14 protein-coding genes are annotated in these 15,664 nt (G+C 36.1%); 2 read left to right on the top strand and 12 right to left on the bottom strand.

Features of this window, described 5'->3' with window-relative positions; translation table 11 throughout:
• Positions 1 to 1,068: 1,068 nt before the first annotated feature.
• From csm6 to HMPREF1128_RS09170, 10 genes are all read right to left on the bottom strand, one after another.
• Positions 1,069 to 2,268: a CRISPR-associated ring nuclease Csm6 gene (csm6, locus tag HMPREF1128_RS09125; RefSeq protein ID WP_007526695.1), complete on the bottom strand. Its 1,200-nt coding sequence runs from the start codon at positions 2,266 to 2,268 to the stop codon at positions 1,069 to 1,071.
• 7 nt (positions 2,269 to 2,275) lie between these two features.
• Positions 2,276 to 3,448: a Card1-like endonuclease domain-containing protein gene (locus tag HMPREF1128_RS09130; protein ID WP_007526914.1), complete on the bottom strand. Its 1,173-nt coding sequence runs from the start codon at positions 3,446 to 3,448 to the stop codon at positions 2,276 to 2,278.
• A 9-nt stretch (positions 3,449 to 3,457) separates the two neighbouring features.
• Complete coding sequence (gene csx16 / locus HMPREF1128_RS09135; RefSeq protein WP_007526957.1) at positions 3,458 to 3,748, bottom strand: CRISPR-associated protein Csx16; 291 nt, start codon at positions 3,746 to 3,748, stop codon at positions 3,458 to 3,460.
• A 60-nt stretch (positions 3,749 to 3,808) separates the two neighbouring features.
• Positions 3,809 to 4,729, bottom strand: coding sequence for a CRISPR system precrRNA processing endoribonuclease RAMP protein Cas6 (cas6, locus tag HMPREF1128_RS09140; RefSeq protein ID WP_007526934.1), 921 nt, complete (start codon positions 4,727 to 4,729; stop codon positions 3,809 to 3,811).
• Entirely contained in the window at positions 4,729 to 6,282 is a 1,554-nt protein-coding gene (locus tag HMPREF1128_RS09145) for an RAMP superfamily CRISPR-associated protein (protein ID WP_007526819.1), read from the bottom strand. Before HMPREF1128_RS09145 ends, cas6 begins: the two co-directional genes overlap by 1 nt.
• Positions 6,279 to 7,217, bottom strand: a complete 939-nt coding sequence (gene csm4 / locus HMPREF1128_RS09150; RefSeq protein WP_007526964.1) for a type III-A CRISPR-associated RAMP protein Csm4 — start codon at positions 7,215 to 7,217, stop codon at positions 6,279 to 6,281. The genes HMPREF1128_RS09145 and csm4 overlap by 4 nt, the downstream gene beginning before the upstream one ends.
• Before the next feature lie 9 nt (positions 7,218 to 7,226).
• Positions 7,227 to 7,919, bottom strand: coding sequence for a type III-A CRISPR-associated RAMP protein Csm3 (csm3, locus tag HMPREF1128_RS09155; RefSeq protein ID WP_007526791.1), 693 nt, complete (start codon positions 7,917 to 7,919; stop codon positions 7,227 to 7,229).
• 15 nt (positions 7,920 to 7,934) lie between these two features.
• The gene (gene csm2, locus HMPREF1128_RS09160) at positions 7,935 to 8,324 is read right to left on the bottom strand and encodes a type III-A CRISPR-associated protein Csm2 (protein ID WP_007526634.1); all 390 of its coding nucleotides are present in this window, start codon (positions 8,322 to 8,324) and stop codon (positions 7,935 to 7,937) included.
• A 9-nt stretch (positions 8,325 to 8,333) separates the two neighbouring features.
• Positions 8,334 to 10,511 (bottom strand): type III-A CRISPR-associated protein Cas10/Csm1, encoded by a 2,178-nt coding sequence (cas10, locus tag HMPREF1128_RS09165; protein WP_007526761.1) that lies wholly within the window; start codon positions 10,509 to 10,511, stop codon positions 8,334 to 8,336.
• Positions 10,512 to 10,620: 109 nt separating this feature from the next.
• Complete coding sequence (locus tag HMPREF1128_RS09170) at positions 10,621 to 11,430, bottom strand: Cof-type HAD-IIB family hydrolase (RefSeq protein ID WP_007526669.1); 810 nt, start codon at positions 11,428 to 11,430, stop codon at positions 10,621 to 10,623.
• A gap of 123 nt (positions 11,431 to 11,553) precedes the next feature.
• Between HMPREF1128_RS09170 and HMPREF1128_RS09175 the strand changes: the two genes are divergently transcribed.
• On the top strand, positions 11,554 to 12,231 hold the full coding sequence (locus HMPREF1128_RS09175; protein WP_007526743.1) for a DNA utilization protein GntX: 678 nt from the start codon (positions 11,554 to 11,556) through the stop codon (positions 12,229 to 12,231).
• A 147-nt stretch (positions 12,232 to 12,378) separates the two neighbouring features.
• Here HMPREF1128_RS09175 and asd read toward each other — a convergent pair whose 3' ends face one another.
• Positions 12,379 to 13,494: an aspartate-semialdehyde dehydrogenase gene (gene asd / locus HMPREF1128_RS09180; RefSeq protein ID WP_007526951.1), complete on the bottom strand. Its 1,116-nt coding sequence runs from the start codon at positions 13,492 to 13,494 to the stop codon at positions 12,379 to 12,381.
• Positions 13,495 to 13,674: 180 nt separating this feature from the next.
• Between asd and sodC the strand changes: the two genes are divergently transcribed.
• Positions 13,675 to 14,223 carry a superoxide dismutase family protein gene (sodC, locus tag HMPREF1128_RS09185; protein ID WP_007526920.1) on the top strand — a complete coding sequence of 183 codons (549 nt, stop codon included), beginning with the start codon at positions 13,675 to 13,677 and terminating at the stop codon, positions 14,221 to 14,223.
• Positions 14,224 to 14,316: 93 nt separating this feature from the next.
• On the opposite strand, the gene accC is transcribed toward sodC, so the two are convergent.
• Entirely contained in the window at positions 14,317 to 15,660 is a 1,344-nt protein-coding gene (gene accC / locus HMPREF1128_RS09190; protein ID WP_007526802.1) for an acetyl-CoA carboxylase biotin carboxylase subunit, read from the bottom strand.
• Between the last annotated feature and the right edge of the window lie 4 nt (positions 15,661 to 15,664).

Below are 15,664 nucleotides of genomic sequence, written 5' to 3' on the forward strand. Positions count from 1 at the left end.
ATTTTTTATCTCCTATATTATTACTACCCTGATAGCAAGTTCGCAGCACTTGCCAAGCTGGAAGGCTAATCCTTCATCAAGCGGTCAACCACTTCTCTTGTTGCGTACGCAACAACTACTTCTGCTACAAGTAACCACATAACTTTCTCCTTCTGTTTCAATTTACCAATACGTTTTAAGCTCGTCAGCTGCCCATTTTCCGCTGAAGCTCACGGTGTAACTACCACTTGATAATAATAGTAATCACAGCATTAACTGTACCAATCATTACTTTCTCCCTATTGAGCTATTTTGGTTGCGGATAATAAAGAAATCTGCAAACACTTTTTCATTTTGCAAATTTGTATTAGCTGCGATAACCGCCACAGCAAGCGGGCTGTTTTGCTATTGTTTTTTCAACTCTTCTAACACAGCTTCAATAATACGAATCATGGTTTCTAACCTTTTCTTTTTCCTCTTTTATTAAATAAATAGTTTTACCCTGCGGACTCTCGGCTCCGCGAGCCGCCGAATTAATCTTCGGAAGCGTTTTGCACCGCTCTTGCGATTGCAGTTACAATCGCGACAACGACTAAGCGTTCAATCATTTTTTATCTCCTATATTATTACTACCCTGATAGCAAGTTCGCAGCACTTGCCAAGCTGGAAGGCTAATCCTTCATCAAGCGGTCAATCGCTTCTTTTGTTGTTTTGTTGTTATTTCTATTGAGAATAGTATCTCAACTTTCTTTGTTTCAATCTGTATTACAAATTTGTAATTGTTGCCGTGATAACCGCCACGGCAAGCGGTCGCATTAAAAACGAATAGGTGGTAATAATGCGAAATGATTGATATGTTCTGATGTAATCATGATATTTCTCCTCGTTTTCAATGATGCGCAGTTTAGCGATTTTTTACATTGCGTTTGCGTTTTGCAAATTTGTATCGCTGAACTGCTTGTTTTCGTTTCGATTGCGTTATCGCGTTTCGATGAGGGTATTATAGGGAGGAAAAAGGAGTGGCGAGGGAAATGCAAATTTGTAAAAAAATGCCCTTCAATAATTTGAAGGGCAATGAAAGAAAAGGTTTTAAATTAACTTTAAACGTTTTAAATCGGATTCTATTTCATCAAAATTAATATTCTCTAAATCAATATTGAGTGAATAATTCCCTGTTCTATGTGAAGCAGAAGGGATATAGTCACTTTTTGCACCTTTAGCGAGAGAGAAATACTCCATCATTTTCTTACGAATATCAGTTTGTGATTCTGATAACACTTTTTTTAGATCATTTTCAACACCGCTGCCAGCTAAACGTTCTTTCATTATATCTTTTTTCTCTTTTATTTCTTGAAAGTCAATGTTAAGTGGTTTAATGTCTCTATAAATTGCTAAATAAGTATCTCTGGTTTTTTCATCATCTCGAATACCAACATTCCAACCTTGTTTTTTAGCAACTACAAGACTCAATAAAAGAGTGTAACCTCTTGGTGCAAGTTTAATTTGTTTATTACCAAACATTACATTGCATTCATCCATTGGAGATAAAAATTTTAATGACGGCTGTTCTAATAATGCTTGCGCATTTTTTATCGACTCACTATAAGAGATAGATTGTTGTTTTAAATCTTCAGGCACTCCTAACCCCAATCTTACCCAAGGAATTTCAGCAAGCATTACCTTACCATCTTTGGCATCAATTTCTTTACCATCACGATCATTAATTAAATATGAATAAGGTTTCGGATAGTAGAAACTAGGTAAGTTTTCATATTGTGCATCAACTAAAACATGCGAAAGGCTATCTTGCTCACGCCCATAAAGCGAAAGCGCATACCCCATAAAAAAGCCCATTGTTTTGCGTCCACCAGCGATAGAAACGTGTAATTGCGAATTTTCATCTTGGCAGAGTTCACCTACTAATTGCACGATACTATTTGCCGCATATTCATTTTCTTCAGGGGTGCGAATGTCTGGTAAATTCTGACCGCTTGCGTCTTCAATAATCTTTACACAATTTTCATCAAAGTGAATAGAAGAAAAACCATATTGCTCTCCATAATCTTCGATAAATTCTTGCAATGCACCTTTGCTTTCTTTTCGTCCACCTTGCATACCAAGTAGTGTTTGAAGCAATTTATTTTTACCTTGTTCTGTAGTTATTACTTGAATTTCTGTTGGAATAAAGCCTTTTTCTGTATCTGTAACAAGCGCATAAAGGGTTTCAGTCACAACCGCTGGTGACATTCCTGTTACAGAAAGCAGTATTCTTTTATTATAATTACTCATAGTATACCTATCTTTTTCCAATCCATTCTTGAATTTTAGATTTTAATCGTTGTAAATCTTTTCCTTGGATAATTTCAATATTCAAGAAACTTGCACGATTTTTAACTTGTTCAGGCACTTCAAAATAACTAACTAGACATTTCTTCGTCATTAAACCACCGTAATCTTTAAGTGTTTCTAATTTATAAAGAATATCATCAGCTTTTATTCCACCACTTTTATCCATTAATTGTGTTTTACATTCAATAATATGTAATTTATTTTTTGCCATGAATATAATATCAAATTCATTTTTATTGCCTTTATTTTCTGCACTATATTCATTTTTACCTAGCTTAAATTTAGGATTTGCTACATCAACACCACAAGCAAGATCCTCTATATTAGAAATTTCTTTAAGTTGAAAATAGGTATAATCCTCTAACCAACCACCATTTAAGAAAGTTTTAATCTCTTTATTTTTGAAATCAATAGTTCGTCCATCATATTTAATTAATCCTTGATAATCTAAGCCTAGAAATAATTCATCCATCTTCTTAGTTTTAGGATTACCTTTCGTATATTCAGATTTATAACCATTGCTTTGAGAGAGAGTCGCATGCATATTAAGCAATGGAATCAGTTGTGTATAATCGTCATAATTCCTAATAAATGTCTCAACAGCAGCTAAGTATTTTTTACGTTCTAAGGGATTTTGCGTAGTTAATACTGTAGAACCATAAGCAGAAAGATAAATATCAATTTTATTTTTAGCTTTCATTTCTAAGTTTGGTAGCCATTGCTGCTCTTGGTCCTTAGAAATAAATAGAATTTGATTACTATCTGTATCAATATAAAAAATTGGCTTACCTAATGCACTAAACGCATTTTCAGCAGCAATAGACATTAATTTTGTTCCGCCTGTTACATTTAAAGCAATACTTTCATTTTCATATTCTTCAACTAGCTTGAAGATCTCATCTTCCATTAAACCAAAATTAAATTCATCAGAGATGTTTTTTAATTCAACTCTTACATTTAATTTTTCAAATGTTTTCGCCAAGTATTCAGCTCGTTGTTTCATTGCTTTAGAAACAAGAAAAATCGCTTTTTTAGGTTTAAACTCACTATCTAAAATAGGCAGTAAATTTGGTGCAGCTTGTGCTGAAACTAAACAAACGTGAATATCATATTTTTGCATAATAAAATCCTATAATTTTTCTATCCAAAATGGTTGGATTGAGCATTGTTGCTCGGTTAATTGTTCACACGTCAATTCTGTTCCACGTTGTTCGCGTGAAACATTAACAGATAAAAAATAAAATTTTGCCCCTTTTTGACAGATTTCTGCGGCCAAGTGAATAGGAAGCGTACCAATAACTACATCACCTGTTTGTACAAGTGAAGTATTTAAATGACTTTCAAAACGATCGATCTGGATATTTTGTTGTTTTACCCATTCAATCGCACCTTCATGTCTTGAAATAAACCACGTTGTCATACCTATTTCCTCAAAGATTTAAAATTAAATAATAGCAAGCGGTCTATTTTTTGTTATAAATTACAAATTTGTAATTTGATATTTACCTAATCCAAAGGTTGCATTTTTTCCACAATGTAACCATTGACCGATATAAAGCAACTTGGCTAATTCTGGTGATAAGTTTTTAAATTGCCATTTACCAATTACCCCTCCTAACTTCATTTTTTGTTCTTGTCGGGAAGAATAACGCGTCCAATCTTGCCATTTTAAGCATTTTTCATCTTCAATTTGCGCGATCTGATTTTTTAGTAACTCAAAGTCTAAATGTAATAGCTCAAAATGAAATTCACTTAATAACGCAATACGTTTAGCAAGTGAAATAAAAAAACGCTCTACATTGATTTCCTTATCACTCAATGGCTTACCGTTTTCTTGCAAACGTAAAGGAGTACTAATTTCAATCACAGCATTATTTGCAAAATGTTCCGGAAAATTCACCTCTTTACGATGTTCAGTAATATTGCCATCAAATAAAACAGACTCAAATCTTCTTGCACTTTCGTTAAACGCAGAAATATCCAATAAATTTGCTCTGCCATGCCCAACTTTATATTCAAACGCTCGTTTGAACGCAAATGCAATTAAAGGCAGTTGTTCGATTAACCGTCCAAACAATACCAATGAAAACTGAAGTATTTCACCCGAAAAATAGACTTTTTCGCCCCATGTAGGTGGTTCAATCATATAACCATTTGGCACTTGGCTAAATTTTTGAATTTCGTGTTCACTTGGTGCAGGTGTCTCAAAAATATTCGTGTAAGGGCAAGTACGATAAAGCGGACAACCTTTGCAATCTGCTTGTTTTGTCATGCAAGCAATTTTACGCAACGCACGCCCAAAGGCTCCACGCAAGGTAGAGCCTGCATATTCGGGCAGTTGAATAGGTTCAGTTACAGTGAAAGTAAATTGGTAGCGGACTATTGGCAGTGAACTTAGCATTATTCTGCCACCAGTTTATTGCGCAATTTTTTAAATTCTACGGCTGATTTTGCTTTTAAATTACTGAAACCACTTAAACCATCAACATATTTTTGTAAGCCTTCATTTGGTTTTGTAGGATCGATTTTTTCATAAAGATAATGACGATCTTCTTTATTCCATTGTTGAGCCTCTTCTAACAATTTTTGGGCTTCTGCAAAAATAGGAGATACTGTAAATTGTTTTCTTTCCTGAGAATCCCATTCGACCAACTTAGCTTCTACTAAACGTTGATTGTCCGAAAGCGAATCTAACAATGTTTGCTTTTCTTCTTCCGCGTTTTTTTCTGCTAAACGCTTGGCTTCCACCTCGGCTTGTAAGCGAGCTTGTTCTGCTTTTTGTGCTTCACGTTTCGTTAAAATTGCTGTGCGATCAAATTTGGATTTTGGCTGTGTCTCACACCATGTTTTTAAGACTTCATTTTCCGTCGTTGGATTAATTTCAACTAATGCCCAGCCTAAAGGTAGAAGGGCCGTTTGCTGCGAACCATTTATACCTGCTAACCATACGGTTGTACTGCTATCTTTAAACGTTGGTGGTGTACCTTTTGCTCCCATTATCTTAATTTGAGCAATATTATCACCTTGATAGGTTTTACTATCCGCTCCATTTTTTCCTAAACGGATTAAAGCAACATTTGGTAACGTTATCAGGCTTTCAAGTAATTTGATATATTGAGTAGCAACCAAATTACGCTCTTGTAATAGCTCTATTTCTTTTTTAAAAATAGGTAGATAGAATTTTTTAAGGGCATCAATAAGCTGTGTTAAAGAAAAAGTATTTTCACTTTTAGTTAAGGTTAATTGGCTTTGGAATGCACGATATTGTCCTGCAGTGATACATTCTCTACGTAATGCCATAGCCCGCCCTTTACCATCTGTTTTACCTAATTTCTTTTTAAAATTCAGAGCATAGTAAATTTTACTTTCAACTTGTGATTCTGGAACAAAATCACTAAATTTAATATGACGTAATTTACTTTCTCCAAAATCACCAATATATTCTTTAAGTAATTTTCCATGATCTTTTGCGTTTACTTTAGGATTATTTTTTGCCTGATGAGCTTGATCTAATAATGCTGTTGCCAAAGCCCCTTTAAATCCACTTCCCGGAATATAAGGTAAATGTTGAATGGGTAAATAAGCTGTACGTTCAATCGAGAGATTATTAATCACTTTATTACCATCATTTTCACGCTGTGCCACTTTACCAACACGATTTTTATAATCTTGTGCTAAACCTTCTGCGACATCTGCAAAATAATAGGCGCTTGCAATAGCTTTATCTTTTTGATTTAAGAAAAAACGTTGAATAGCAAGTAAATCTAAACGGTTCACAGCATTTAACAGCTCTATTCTCTCGCGTTCATTCAATGCTAATTGACTTGGCTCAAAATTAAATAACGTTTCGCCATCAATCACATAATTTGTTGGCTCAAAATCTTCTCCACAACCAATATGAATAGGACTTAATGGAGTTAAATAAACCTTGTGAGTTTGCATAAATTTGTTCATTTGTGATCCTTATGTTTAAAATCGACAAATAAATTTAAAACGGGAGCATAGCCCTGATGTACCGCATTTGGCTGAGCGTGAGAAACATTACCCAATCCATTCCCTAAAAATAATCGTGGTTCATATGTTTCAGGCGTAAAAATCGCAGCTGGCTTTGCCAAAATAATCGGCTTTTTAAATGGGCTGGAACTTAATGCCTGAATATTGCCGTGGCGACCAAATCTAGTGGTAATTTGGTAATAGCAATATGCTTTATCTAAACCTAAATTTTGTGGTGCACAATTTGCCAAAGTTAAATAGCAATTTGCATTTTGTTGGGTAAAATCTACCGCTTTTGAATTATCACAATAGAATTTTCCTAGCCCAATAGAAGCATCTCTCCCAAATCCAAAACTTCCTATATCTTTAAGGATTTGCGTTAAATCATCTAATGAAAAACGAACTTCATCTAATACGATATAAATATCAAATTTCTGTTCTATACCAAACCAAGTTAGCTCAGTTGAGTACGGGGCAAATTGTCCTTCTCCTGTCGTATTAGTTTGACGATTAATAGTATTGTGGAATTGATCTTGTTTTTCTTTTTCAAACTTGAAATTAGCTTGTAAAGCACATTCTTGCCAAAATTTTACCGCACTTTTTTTTACATCACTGATTTTAACCCATTGGACTTTTTTCAAACTTTTACGATCCGTTTCTGTTTTAGTTTCCCAAAATTTAGAAGGTAAAGTGGGTAAGGGTAGAAAGCCTTCGGGAAAAGCATCAGACACCACCATAAATGGGCGTTGTGCAGTATAACCGTCTAATAATTCAATTAATCGAGCTTCACCAAAGCGATTGCGTATCGCCCAGCAAAGTTGTCCGAATAGAGTATCACCCACCAAAGGCGTTCCAATCGCGCTTTGGAGGGTTAGTGTGAAACGATACAATTTCATAGCACCACCTTATTCAAAGGGTTTGATATCGTCTAAACTACGTAATTCCCCATTCACGGTTAATTCAACAAACTTCACTTTACCGTAACCACGTGAGCCTGAACCGCCAAGACTATCCATTTCAAGGAGTTTCAATCCTTTTAACACTAATGCTAAAAGTTCAGGTTTATCGCCTTCAAATTGGCGTAGCATTAGCTTAAAATCAAATTTTGCACCAGCAGGCACACGTTCAGTTTGGCGAGGATTACCAGCAGTGGACGTAATACGGTCGATAGTATTCTCATTTTTCGCTTCTGTTAAAAGTTGGTTATCATTACGAATAGATTTTTCCCATTCTGCATCTAATGCGCAATCCCAGAAAGCTAAACGAGAAACACCAATTTCAGCAACTTCTTGTTCACTATTTTTGGTATCACCACTAATGCCGAATAAACGTAAAATGTTTTTTACTTCTTCAGGAGTTTTAGATACTTCTTTTAACGTTAATGGTGTGCTTTGCACTGCACCCGAACGCCATTCTAATAAGGTCCGAATTTTCCCTTTAAGGCTTGATCCAGGAATATAAGGTGATTGTGTAATCGGGTGTTTAATTACTGAATTATCAATACCACCAATATGCATTTCGCTATCACCCGCACCAATATGTAAACCTGTTTGTAATTCTAATTTTGCTTTAATTTCAATAATATTTGTTAATTTCATAATTAGCATTCCTTATTAAATTTCTTCTAATTTGCAAAAGCCCATTACAGCTTCCATAAATAATTTTGCATCTCTTAAAGTTTCAACATTATTTGCTTGATCAATACAGCGATTAAATACTTCTGAGAAATTTCTATCAACGTGTTTACGCCCTTCGGCATATGCTACTTTTGCTTTTAACATTTTGATAAAAGGTACTAACTCCTTAAATTTATTTTCTTTATTTTCACGCGCTAATTGCACACGCTCATTCCACATCGCTAATTCATCATAAAACTTGCGTAATTGCGTTGTTTTATTAACATTCTTATTTGATTTAACATGTTGGGCTGCACGTTGCGCAATATCTGAAAAAATTTCAGCAGATTTATCTGTACCAAATTTAATTTCATTAATGTTTAACATAAGTTTTCCTTATCGTTTTTGATAAAAATAGTTTGTTAATGGAATAGCAAAGTTTAGTTTATATGTACCAATTCCTTTATCGCCTAATGAAATACTCATTTCACTTAATGCTTTATTTCGATTTTCTTTAGAGAGTTTATCCGTTACATAACGTGCGGTTCGATAATAAAAACGACTCCGCCATATTGTATTCTCAATATTCTTCATATCTGCCGCTTGTTCACATAAATGAATTAATGAATAAAGATAAGAAGTCGAAATTTTATAAGTTTCTGCTAAGCGGTGAATTTCTTCCTCTAAATCACAAAGTTGTTTCCAATCCGCCCACTTCACCGACCGATTAAAAATCGTCACTGCATTTTTTCCTTTCGCTGTAGAAACTTTTTCACCCTTATCAATACTTTTCGATTTATCCAAAGCGTCTTCAGCTAAATCGCCTAAACGTGGCACAGGAATGTTTGATTTACTCATTACCATTCCAACCGAAAAATGAATCTCAGGATTTCCCGCCACATATCGACTAAAAGCTTGTTGCATCGCGTGAGCAACTTTTTGTGTGGAATACCAAGGGCCAATCAAAAAGAAGTCATCACCACCCGCAAATACGGTGTACATATTGGGACTATTCTCAGCACAATATGCCGGCAACCAAAGGCTAAAAAATTGGTTCATTTGACGAGAAAGTGCTGCCATTTTCGCAATATTGGCAGGCTGAATACCTTTTTGGAAAATTGAACCAAGATTATCGACATCACCTTTTAAGGTCATTAAAGCATCTTGCCCTTCATCTTTAGTTTGAATTTCCTCAAAGGTAACAATTTTTCCTTGGTTATCAAAAGGCACATAAGCGTTGATATAACGACGAGCATAGCCATTCCAAATTGGAACATTGGTATTTTCTGGCAATGAAAAATCCCAAAAGCGGTAAATATCATTACTATGCAAACCAAACTTACCTGTATCACTTTCATTTTTGGTAAAAATAACTTTAAAACCAAAAATTGGTAATTTGAGAATTTGTGTCTCATATTCATGATGAATTTGTGTTTTTTCATCAGCAATAATTATGCGTTGTCGTTTAGAAAGCATTTCCCCAATTTTGATCTGATCTTCTGAAATAACCGAATAATCTTTACCCATTTGCGCAGGAAAGAAACTATTCATCGCACAAACACTATTAGGATAATTTTCTTCATGCACACTTTGCGTGGTATCCGTTAAATCTAATCGTTTGAGTTTTTGTTCTTCTAAATTTTCAAACAGTTTTTTCACTAATTTCTCATAATTACTCTGCTCGAATTCATGTGTTTGGGCTATCTGAACAGCAATACCTAATCCAATTAAACCGTAAGTTTCTTTAATAAACCATTGATTCAATTCATTTTTTATTTTTTGTATTGCTGTTTTTACTTTTTCTGTATTTGGTGCAATAATCAAAAATTTTCCAGCCGCATTCATCATTTGAGAAATCGTTGGCAAACTACAAGCACTTAAGATTTTAAGTGCTGCAAGTTCAGTAAATAGTGAGACTTGGAAAGAGCGACCACGTAGAATTTTTGCAGCGCCTTTATTCGATTCGCTGCCACCAGAAAAAATAAAATCTTGAATGCCAAAGAAGTCTCCTTGAATTAGTAAAAATGGAGCATCCTTCTCTGCATTTTCATCCGCGAGAGCTACCACAAATGCTGCCACGACTTTAGTAAAATCATAAAAAGAAATATCATGCCTATAAAGACTCGGAATGTGTGATGTAAAACATTGCATTGCCGTATCAAAATGATCTAACCATAAATTCAAATTTGTTTGGTGGGAATGTGGGATAGCGTCAATTCCTTTTATAAAATTACCCCATAATTCAGACAAAGAAGCCTTTAGCGTATTTTTAATAGGGAAAATAGAATTCGCTGATAATTCTCGATATTCATAGGAAAAAAGATTGGTATTAGGCTGATGTCCATTTTCTAAACTTATATTTTCAAATAAGCTAGATAATCTTTCATTTACAATGATTTCTTTTGATGATGAATTTCCTAAAACAATATCTTCTGCTTGAGAAATAAAAGATGATACATCTATTAACTGTAAATGTTTAGGGAAAGGAGGTAACAAGAATTGATGTTTTTTAGCAAATTCACTCAAATAATAATGAATCACTGAAAAAGCAAGAGAATTTCTGTAAATTGACATAATTACTCCATGTAATAAAATTTAGCTAAGTATAATCAAAATTATAAATAATTACTAATAAATAAACATTTATAAACTAATTTCTAATACTTAATTCATATGTTAACAATTAAATTACCCCTAACGTTTCCAATGCATACAAAATGCCATCTTCACGGATATCTTTGGTGACAAAATCAGCAATCGCTTTCAGTTCTTCTTCCCCATTTCCCATCGCAACAGAAAAACCAACCGTTTCAAACATTTCTAAATCATTAAATCCATCACCAAATGCCATTGCTTGTTGAGGTTCAAGTCCTAAATAAGCTAATGTATCTTCAATCCCACGTGCTTTAGAGTTTTGTTTAAGGAAAATATCTACTGCATTTTCATGCCAACGTACTGCTTTAAGATCGTCACCTAATACCCCCGCGGCTTCTACGGCTTCACGTTGTTCTTCATTATAATAAGCTAACATTTGTACAACGTTATTCTTCAAATAGAAATCTGGATCGATAAGGTAATCAGCAGTAATCGGGGTGGTCGCTTCTTTAACAATCGCATCATCCGCAGAAACCGCTATTGCTTCACGGCTAACGAACGCATATTTAATGCCTAATCGTTGTAATTTTTCAACCGCTTGCGTAATGCGCTCCGTGCTTAAGCCATAAGCGCTAATCTGCTGATCACGATAAAGATTATCCTGCCCGTTAATGGTTACTAATAATTGGAAACCCTCTTCATTCAGATATGGCAATAAAGCTTTAGGAAAACCACCCACATTTCGACCCGTTGCAATAGCTGGAATGATCCCTTTTGCTTTCAAGCGAGGTAACACTTCTTCAATAATTGAAGTGGGAATACGAGCTTCGTTTTTAATATATAGTGTGTAATCAATATCAAAGAATACGACTTTAATAGAATCTGGTGTGATTTTCATGAGAGTACCTTCTTACAAGCGGTGAGATTTTGGTAAAAATTTACCAAGATTGTACTCGCATTTCGAAGGCCGTCGCAAAATTTATTTGGCGGGTATGCTAAATTCTGCCGAAAAGGAGAAAAGATGAATCAGGCAGATTTTAGATGTTTCGAATGTAAAAAACGTTTAGCATTATCCCACCATGGATTTTGTAGTCGTTGTGTACGGTTACTGGAGAAAAAACCTTATTGTGGTCATTGTGGAATGCCATTATTAGAGTTTTCTATGCAATGTGGAGAGTGTTTAAAACACGAACCTAAATGGCAAAGGTTAGTTCGCATTGCGATGTATCAAAAGCCGCTTTCAGATTGGATTCATCGATTTAAATTTCAGCAACAATACTGGCTAGATAAACCGCTCGCCCGATTATTGCTGCTTTCATTAAGAGAAGCAAAACGAACACATAGTTTGCAATTACCTGAAGTCATTATGCCTGTGCCTCTATATTGGCAACGCCATTGGTGGCGTGGATACAATCAAGCGACGCTACTTGCCCGACCATTAGCCACCTGGTTAAGTCTACCATTAGAAGAAACTGCGATTAGTCGCATTCGCGCAACCCAGCCACAACGAGAACTTACCGCTAAAGCGCGCAGACATAACTTACAACATGCCTTTCATTATGCGCCTAAAAAACATTATGAACGTGTTGCTTTAGTTGATGATGTCGTGACAACTGGCTCAACTATCAACGCCATCGCACGTGTGCTACAAAAGCAAGGGGTAAAAGAAATTCAAGTTTGGACGTTAGCACGAGCTTAGCCGGCTCTGACAAAATAATAGATAATTTAAAGAATAGGTTAAATAACACCGAAGATTGGTGAAAAATAAAAGCGGTTAAATTTCTATAGTTTTTTGCAAAACATCAAGAAAATTTAACCGCTTGATTTTATTAAGAAGTCTTAAAAATTATTTAGTCAATTGCACTAAAATACGGCGAACAGGCTCAGCAGCACCCCATAATAATTGGTCGCCTACAGTAAATGCGGCTAAGTATTCTGGGCCCATCGCTAATTTACGTAAACGGCCAACCGGCACGCTTAATGTCCCTGTTACTTTAGCAGGTGTTAATTCACGTAAAGTAGTTTCTTTATCGTTAGGAATCACTTTTACCCACTCATTGTGTGCAGCGATGATTTGCTCAATTTCCTCTAATGGAACATCTTTTTTCAGTTTAATGGTAAACGCTTGGCTATGGCAACGTAATGCACCAATGCGTACGCATAAACCATCTACTGGAATTGGATTATCACTTAAACCTAAAATTTTGTTGGTTTCTGCATAACCTTTCCACTCTTCTTTGGTTTGTCCGGTTTCTGGTAATAATTTGTCAATCCAAGGAATGAGGCTGCCACCTAATGCTGCACCAAAGTTTGCTGTTGGGAAGCTGTCATCACGCATGGTTGCGGTCACTTTGCGTTCAATATCTAAAATAGAAGAGGCTGGATCTGCTAATTCTGCTTTCACGCTGGCTTCTAATTGACCCATTTGTGAAAGTAATTCACGCATATTTTTAGCGCCCGCACCTGAAGCAGCTTGGTAAGTTGCCACAGAAATCCACTCAACTAAATCTTTTTCGAATAAACCACCAATTGCCATTAACATTAAGCTAACGGTACAGTTACCACCGACGAAGGTTTTAATGCCGTTTTTTAAGCCTTCTGAAATAACATGTTGGTTTACTGGATCTAAGACGATAATCGCATCTTTTTGCATACGAAGTGCTGAGGCTGCATCAATCCAATAGCCATTCCAGCCGGTTTCACGAAGTTTTGGATAAACTTCATTCGTGTAATCACCACCTTGGCAAGTGACGATAATGTCTAATTTTTTTAATTCGTCAATATCGAAAGCATTTTTAAGATCGCCTGCTTCTTTACCTGCAAAAATTGGGGCTTTTTGACCCGCTTGCGAAGTAGTGAAAAAAACTGGGTTAATATTGGCGAAATCATTCTCTTGAACCATACGATCCATTAATACTGAACCGACCATTCCACGCCAACCGACGAAACCGACATTTTGCATTGTGTTGCTCCTGAATAATTAATAATGTTTTAAGGGGTAAGGTGCATAAATACTCTATTTCGACATAAAATGCAATGCTTGAAATCATAGTTTTTGCCGATTTGTAAATTTTGTACACAATACCCTAATAATAGGTAGAATTAAAGATATCATTTCATCAACCATAAATGGAGTATTACAATGAAAATGAAAAGTGCAGTCGCTATTTTAGCTAGCTTAGGTTTGTTCGCTGCAGTTTCTGCTAATGCAGAACAAGCGCCTGAAAAATTAGTTGTGAAAGTACAACAATTAGATGTTGAGCATGGCAATAAAGACGTAGGTACTGTTGAAATTACCGAATCACCTTACGGCTTAGTTTTCACTCCGAATTTAAATGGCTTAGCACCAGGCTTACACGGTTTCCATATTCATGAAAACCCAAGCTGTGAGCCAAAAGAAAAAGACGGTAAACTGACTGCAGGCTTAGCGGCAGGCGGACACTGGAACCCAAATAACGCTAAAGGTCATGGCTTCCCATGGTCTGATGACGCTCACTTAGGCGACTTACCAGCATTAACCGTATTACATGATGGTAGCGCAACTCAACCAGTTTTAGCACCACGTATTAAAAAATTAACTGAAGTGCAAAATCACTCTATTATGATTCACGTTGGTGGTGACAACCACTCAGATCACCCAGCTGCACTTGGCGGTGGCGGTCCACGCATGGCATGTGGTGTAATTAAATAAGTCAAAATAGACAAAAATAAAGTGGGTTAACGTTTTAAATGCTAACCCACTTTTTCATGACAAGCGGTAATTTTTTAATACCGCTTTACCAAATTATTTTAAACCAAGTTTCTTCTCAAGATAGTGGATATTCGTGCCACCTTTGCGGAAGTTTTCATCAGCCATGATTTGTTCATGTAATGGAATATTGGTTTTAATGCCTTCAATGATAGTCTCTGATAATGCGTGTTCCATACGACGAATAGCAATATCACGATCTTCAGCAAATGTAATCAATTTACCAATCATTGAATCATAGTGTGGTGGTACAGAATAACCCGCATAAATGTGGGAATCCCAACGTACACCTAAACCGCCTGGTACATGTAGAAGCGTAATTTTGCCTGGTGATGGTAAGAAGGTATTTGGATCTTCTGCATTGATACGGCATTCGATAGCATGACCTTTCACTTTAACATCCTCTTGAGTAATAGAAAGTGGTAAGCCAGCTGCAACACGTAATTGCTCTTTAACTAAATCGATGCCGGTAATCATTTCAGTAACCGGATGCTCTACTTGTAAACGGGTATTCATTTCAATGAAATAGAATTCGCCATTTTCAAATAAGAATTCAAAAGTACCCGCACCACGATAGCCAATTTCACGACATGCATTCGCACAACGTTCACCGATGAATTTACGCAATTCAGGGGTGATACCTGGTGCCGGTGCTTCTTCCACCACTTTTTGATGGCGTCGTTGCATTGAGCAGTCACGTTCTGCTAAATAAATCGCATTACCGTGAGTATCTGCTAAAACTTGCACTTCGATATGGCGAGGATTTTCTAAATATTTCTCCATATAAACCATATCATTATTAAATGCTGCTTTCGCTTCTGCCTTAGTCATCGCAATAGATTCTTCCAAGTCTTTTTCTTGGTAAACCACACGCATACCACGACCACCGCCGCCACCTGAAGCTTTGATGATAACAGGATAGCCAATGCGCTTAGCGATCTCTTTATTTTTTGCCATATCGTTGCCTACTGGGCCATCAGAACCTGGTACACATGGCACGCCTGCTTTTTTCATCGCATTGATAGCTGACACTTTATCGCCCATTAAACGAATCACATCCGCAGTTGGTCCAATAAAAGTAAAGCCTGATTTTTCTACTTGCTCTGCAAAATCGGCATTTTCAGATAAAAAACCATAACCTGGGTGAATCGCATCTGCGCCGGTTACTTCAGCTGCAGCAATGATAGCAGGAATGTTTAAATAACTTTTTACAGAAGGTGCTGGCCCGATACAAACGGTTTCATCAGCTAATAAGACGTGTTTTAATTCACGGTCAGCGGTTGAATGAACAGCAACCGTTTTAATACCTAATTCTTTACAAGCGCGCAAAATGCGTAGGGCAATTTCGCCACGGTTAGCAATGACAACTTTTTCTAACATTGCG

The organism is Haemophilus sputorum HK 2154, from assembly GCF_000287615.1.
GTDB lineage: Bacteria > Pseudomonadota > Gammaproteobacteria > Enterobacterales > Pasteurellaceae > Haemophilus_A > Haemophilus_A sputorum.

Coding starts and splice junctions, on each gene's coding strand:
- csm6 (WP_007526695.1), bottom strand. CDS start 2,268: ATGAGTAATTATAATAAAAGAATACTGCTTTCTGTAACAGGAATGTCA.
- HMPREF1128_RS09130 (WP_007526914.1), bottom strand. CDS start 3,448: ATGCAAAAATATGATATTCACGTTTGTTTAGTTTCAGCACAAGCTGCA.
- csx16 (WP_007526957.1), bottom strand. CDS start 3,748: ATGACAACGTGGTTTATTTCAAGACATGAAGGTGCGATTGAATGGGTA.
- cas6 (WP_007526934.1), bottom strand. CDS start 4,729: ATGCTAAGTTCACTGCCAATAGTCCGCTACCAATTTACTTTCACTGTA.
- HMPREF1128_RS09145 (WP_007526819.1), bottom strand. CDS start 6,282: ATGAACAAATTTATGCAAACTCACAAGGTTTATTTAACTCCATTAAGT.
- csm4 (WP_007526964.1), bottom strand. CDS start 7,217: ATGAAATTGTATCGTTTCACACTAACCCTCCAAAGCGCGATTGGAACG.
- csm3 (WP_007526791.1), bottom strand. CDS start 7,919: ATGAAATTAACAAATATTATTGAAATTAAAGCAAAATTAGAATTACAA.
- csm2 (WP_007526634.1), bottom strand. CDS start 8,324: ATGTTAAACATTAATGAAATTAAATTTGGTACAGATAAATCTGCTGAA.
- cas10 (WP_007526761.1), bottom strand. CDS start 10,511: ATGTCAATTTACAGAAATTCTCTTGCTTTTTCAGTGATTCATTATTAT.
- HMPREF1128_RS09170 (WP_007526669.1), bottom strand. CDS start 11,430: ATGAAAATCACACCAGATTCTATTAAAGTCGTATTCTTTGATATTGAT.
- HMPREF1128_RS09175 (WP_007526743.1), top strand. CDS start 11,554: ATGAATCAGGCAGATTTTAGATGTTTCGAATGTAAAAAACGTTTAGCA.
- asd (WP_007526951.1), bottom strand. CDS start 13,494: ATGCAAAATGTCGGTTTCGTCGGTTGGCGTGGAATGGTCGGTTCAGTA.
- sodC (WP_007526920.1), top strand. CDS start 13,675: ATGAAAATGAAAAGTGCAGTCGCTATTTTAGCTAGCTTAGGTTTGTTC.
- accC (WP_007526802.1), bottom strand. CDS start 15,660: ATGTTAGAAAAAGTTGTCATTGCTAACCGTGGCGAAATTGCCCTACGC.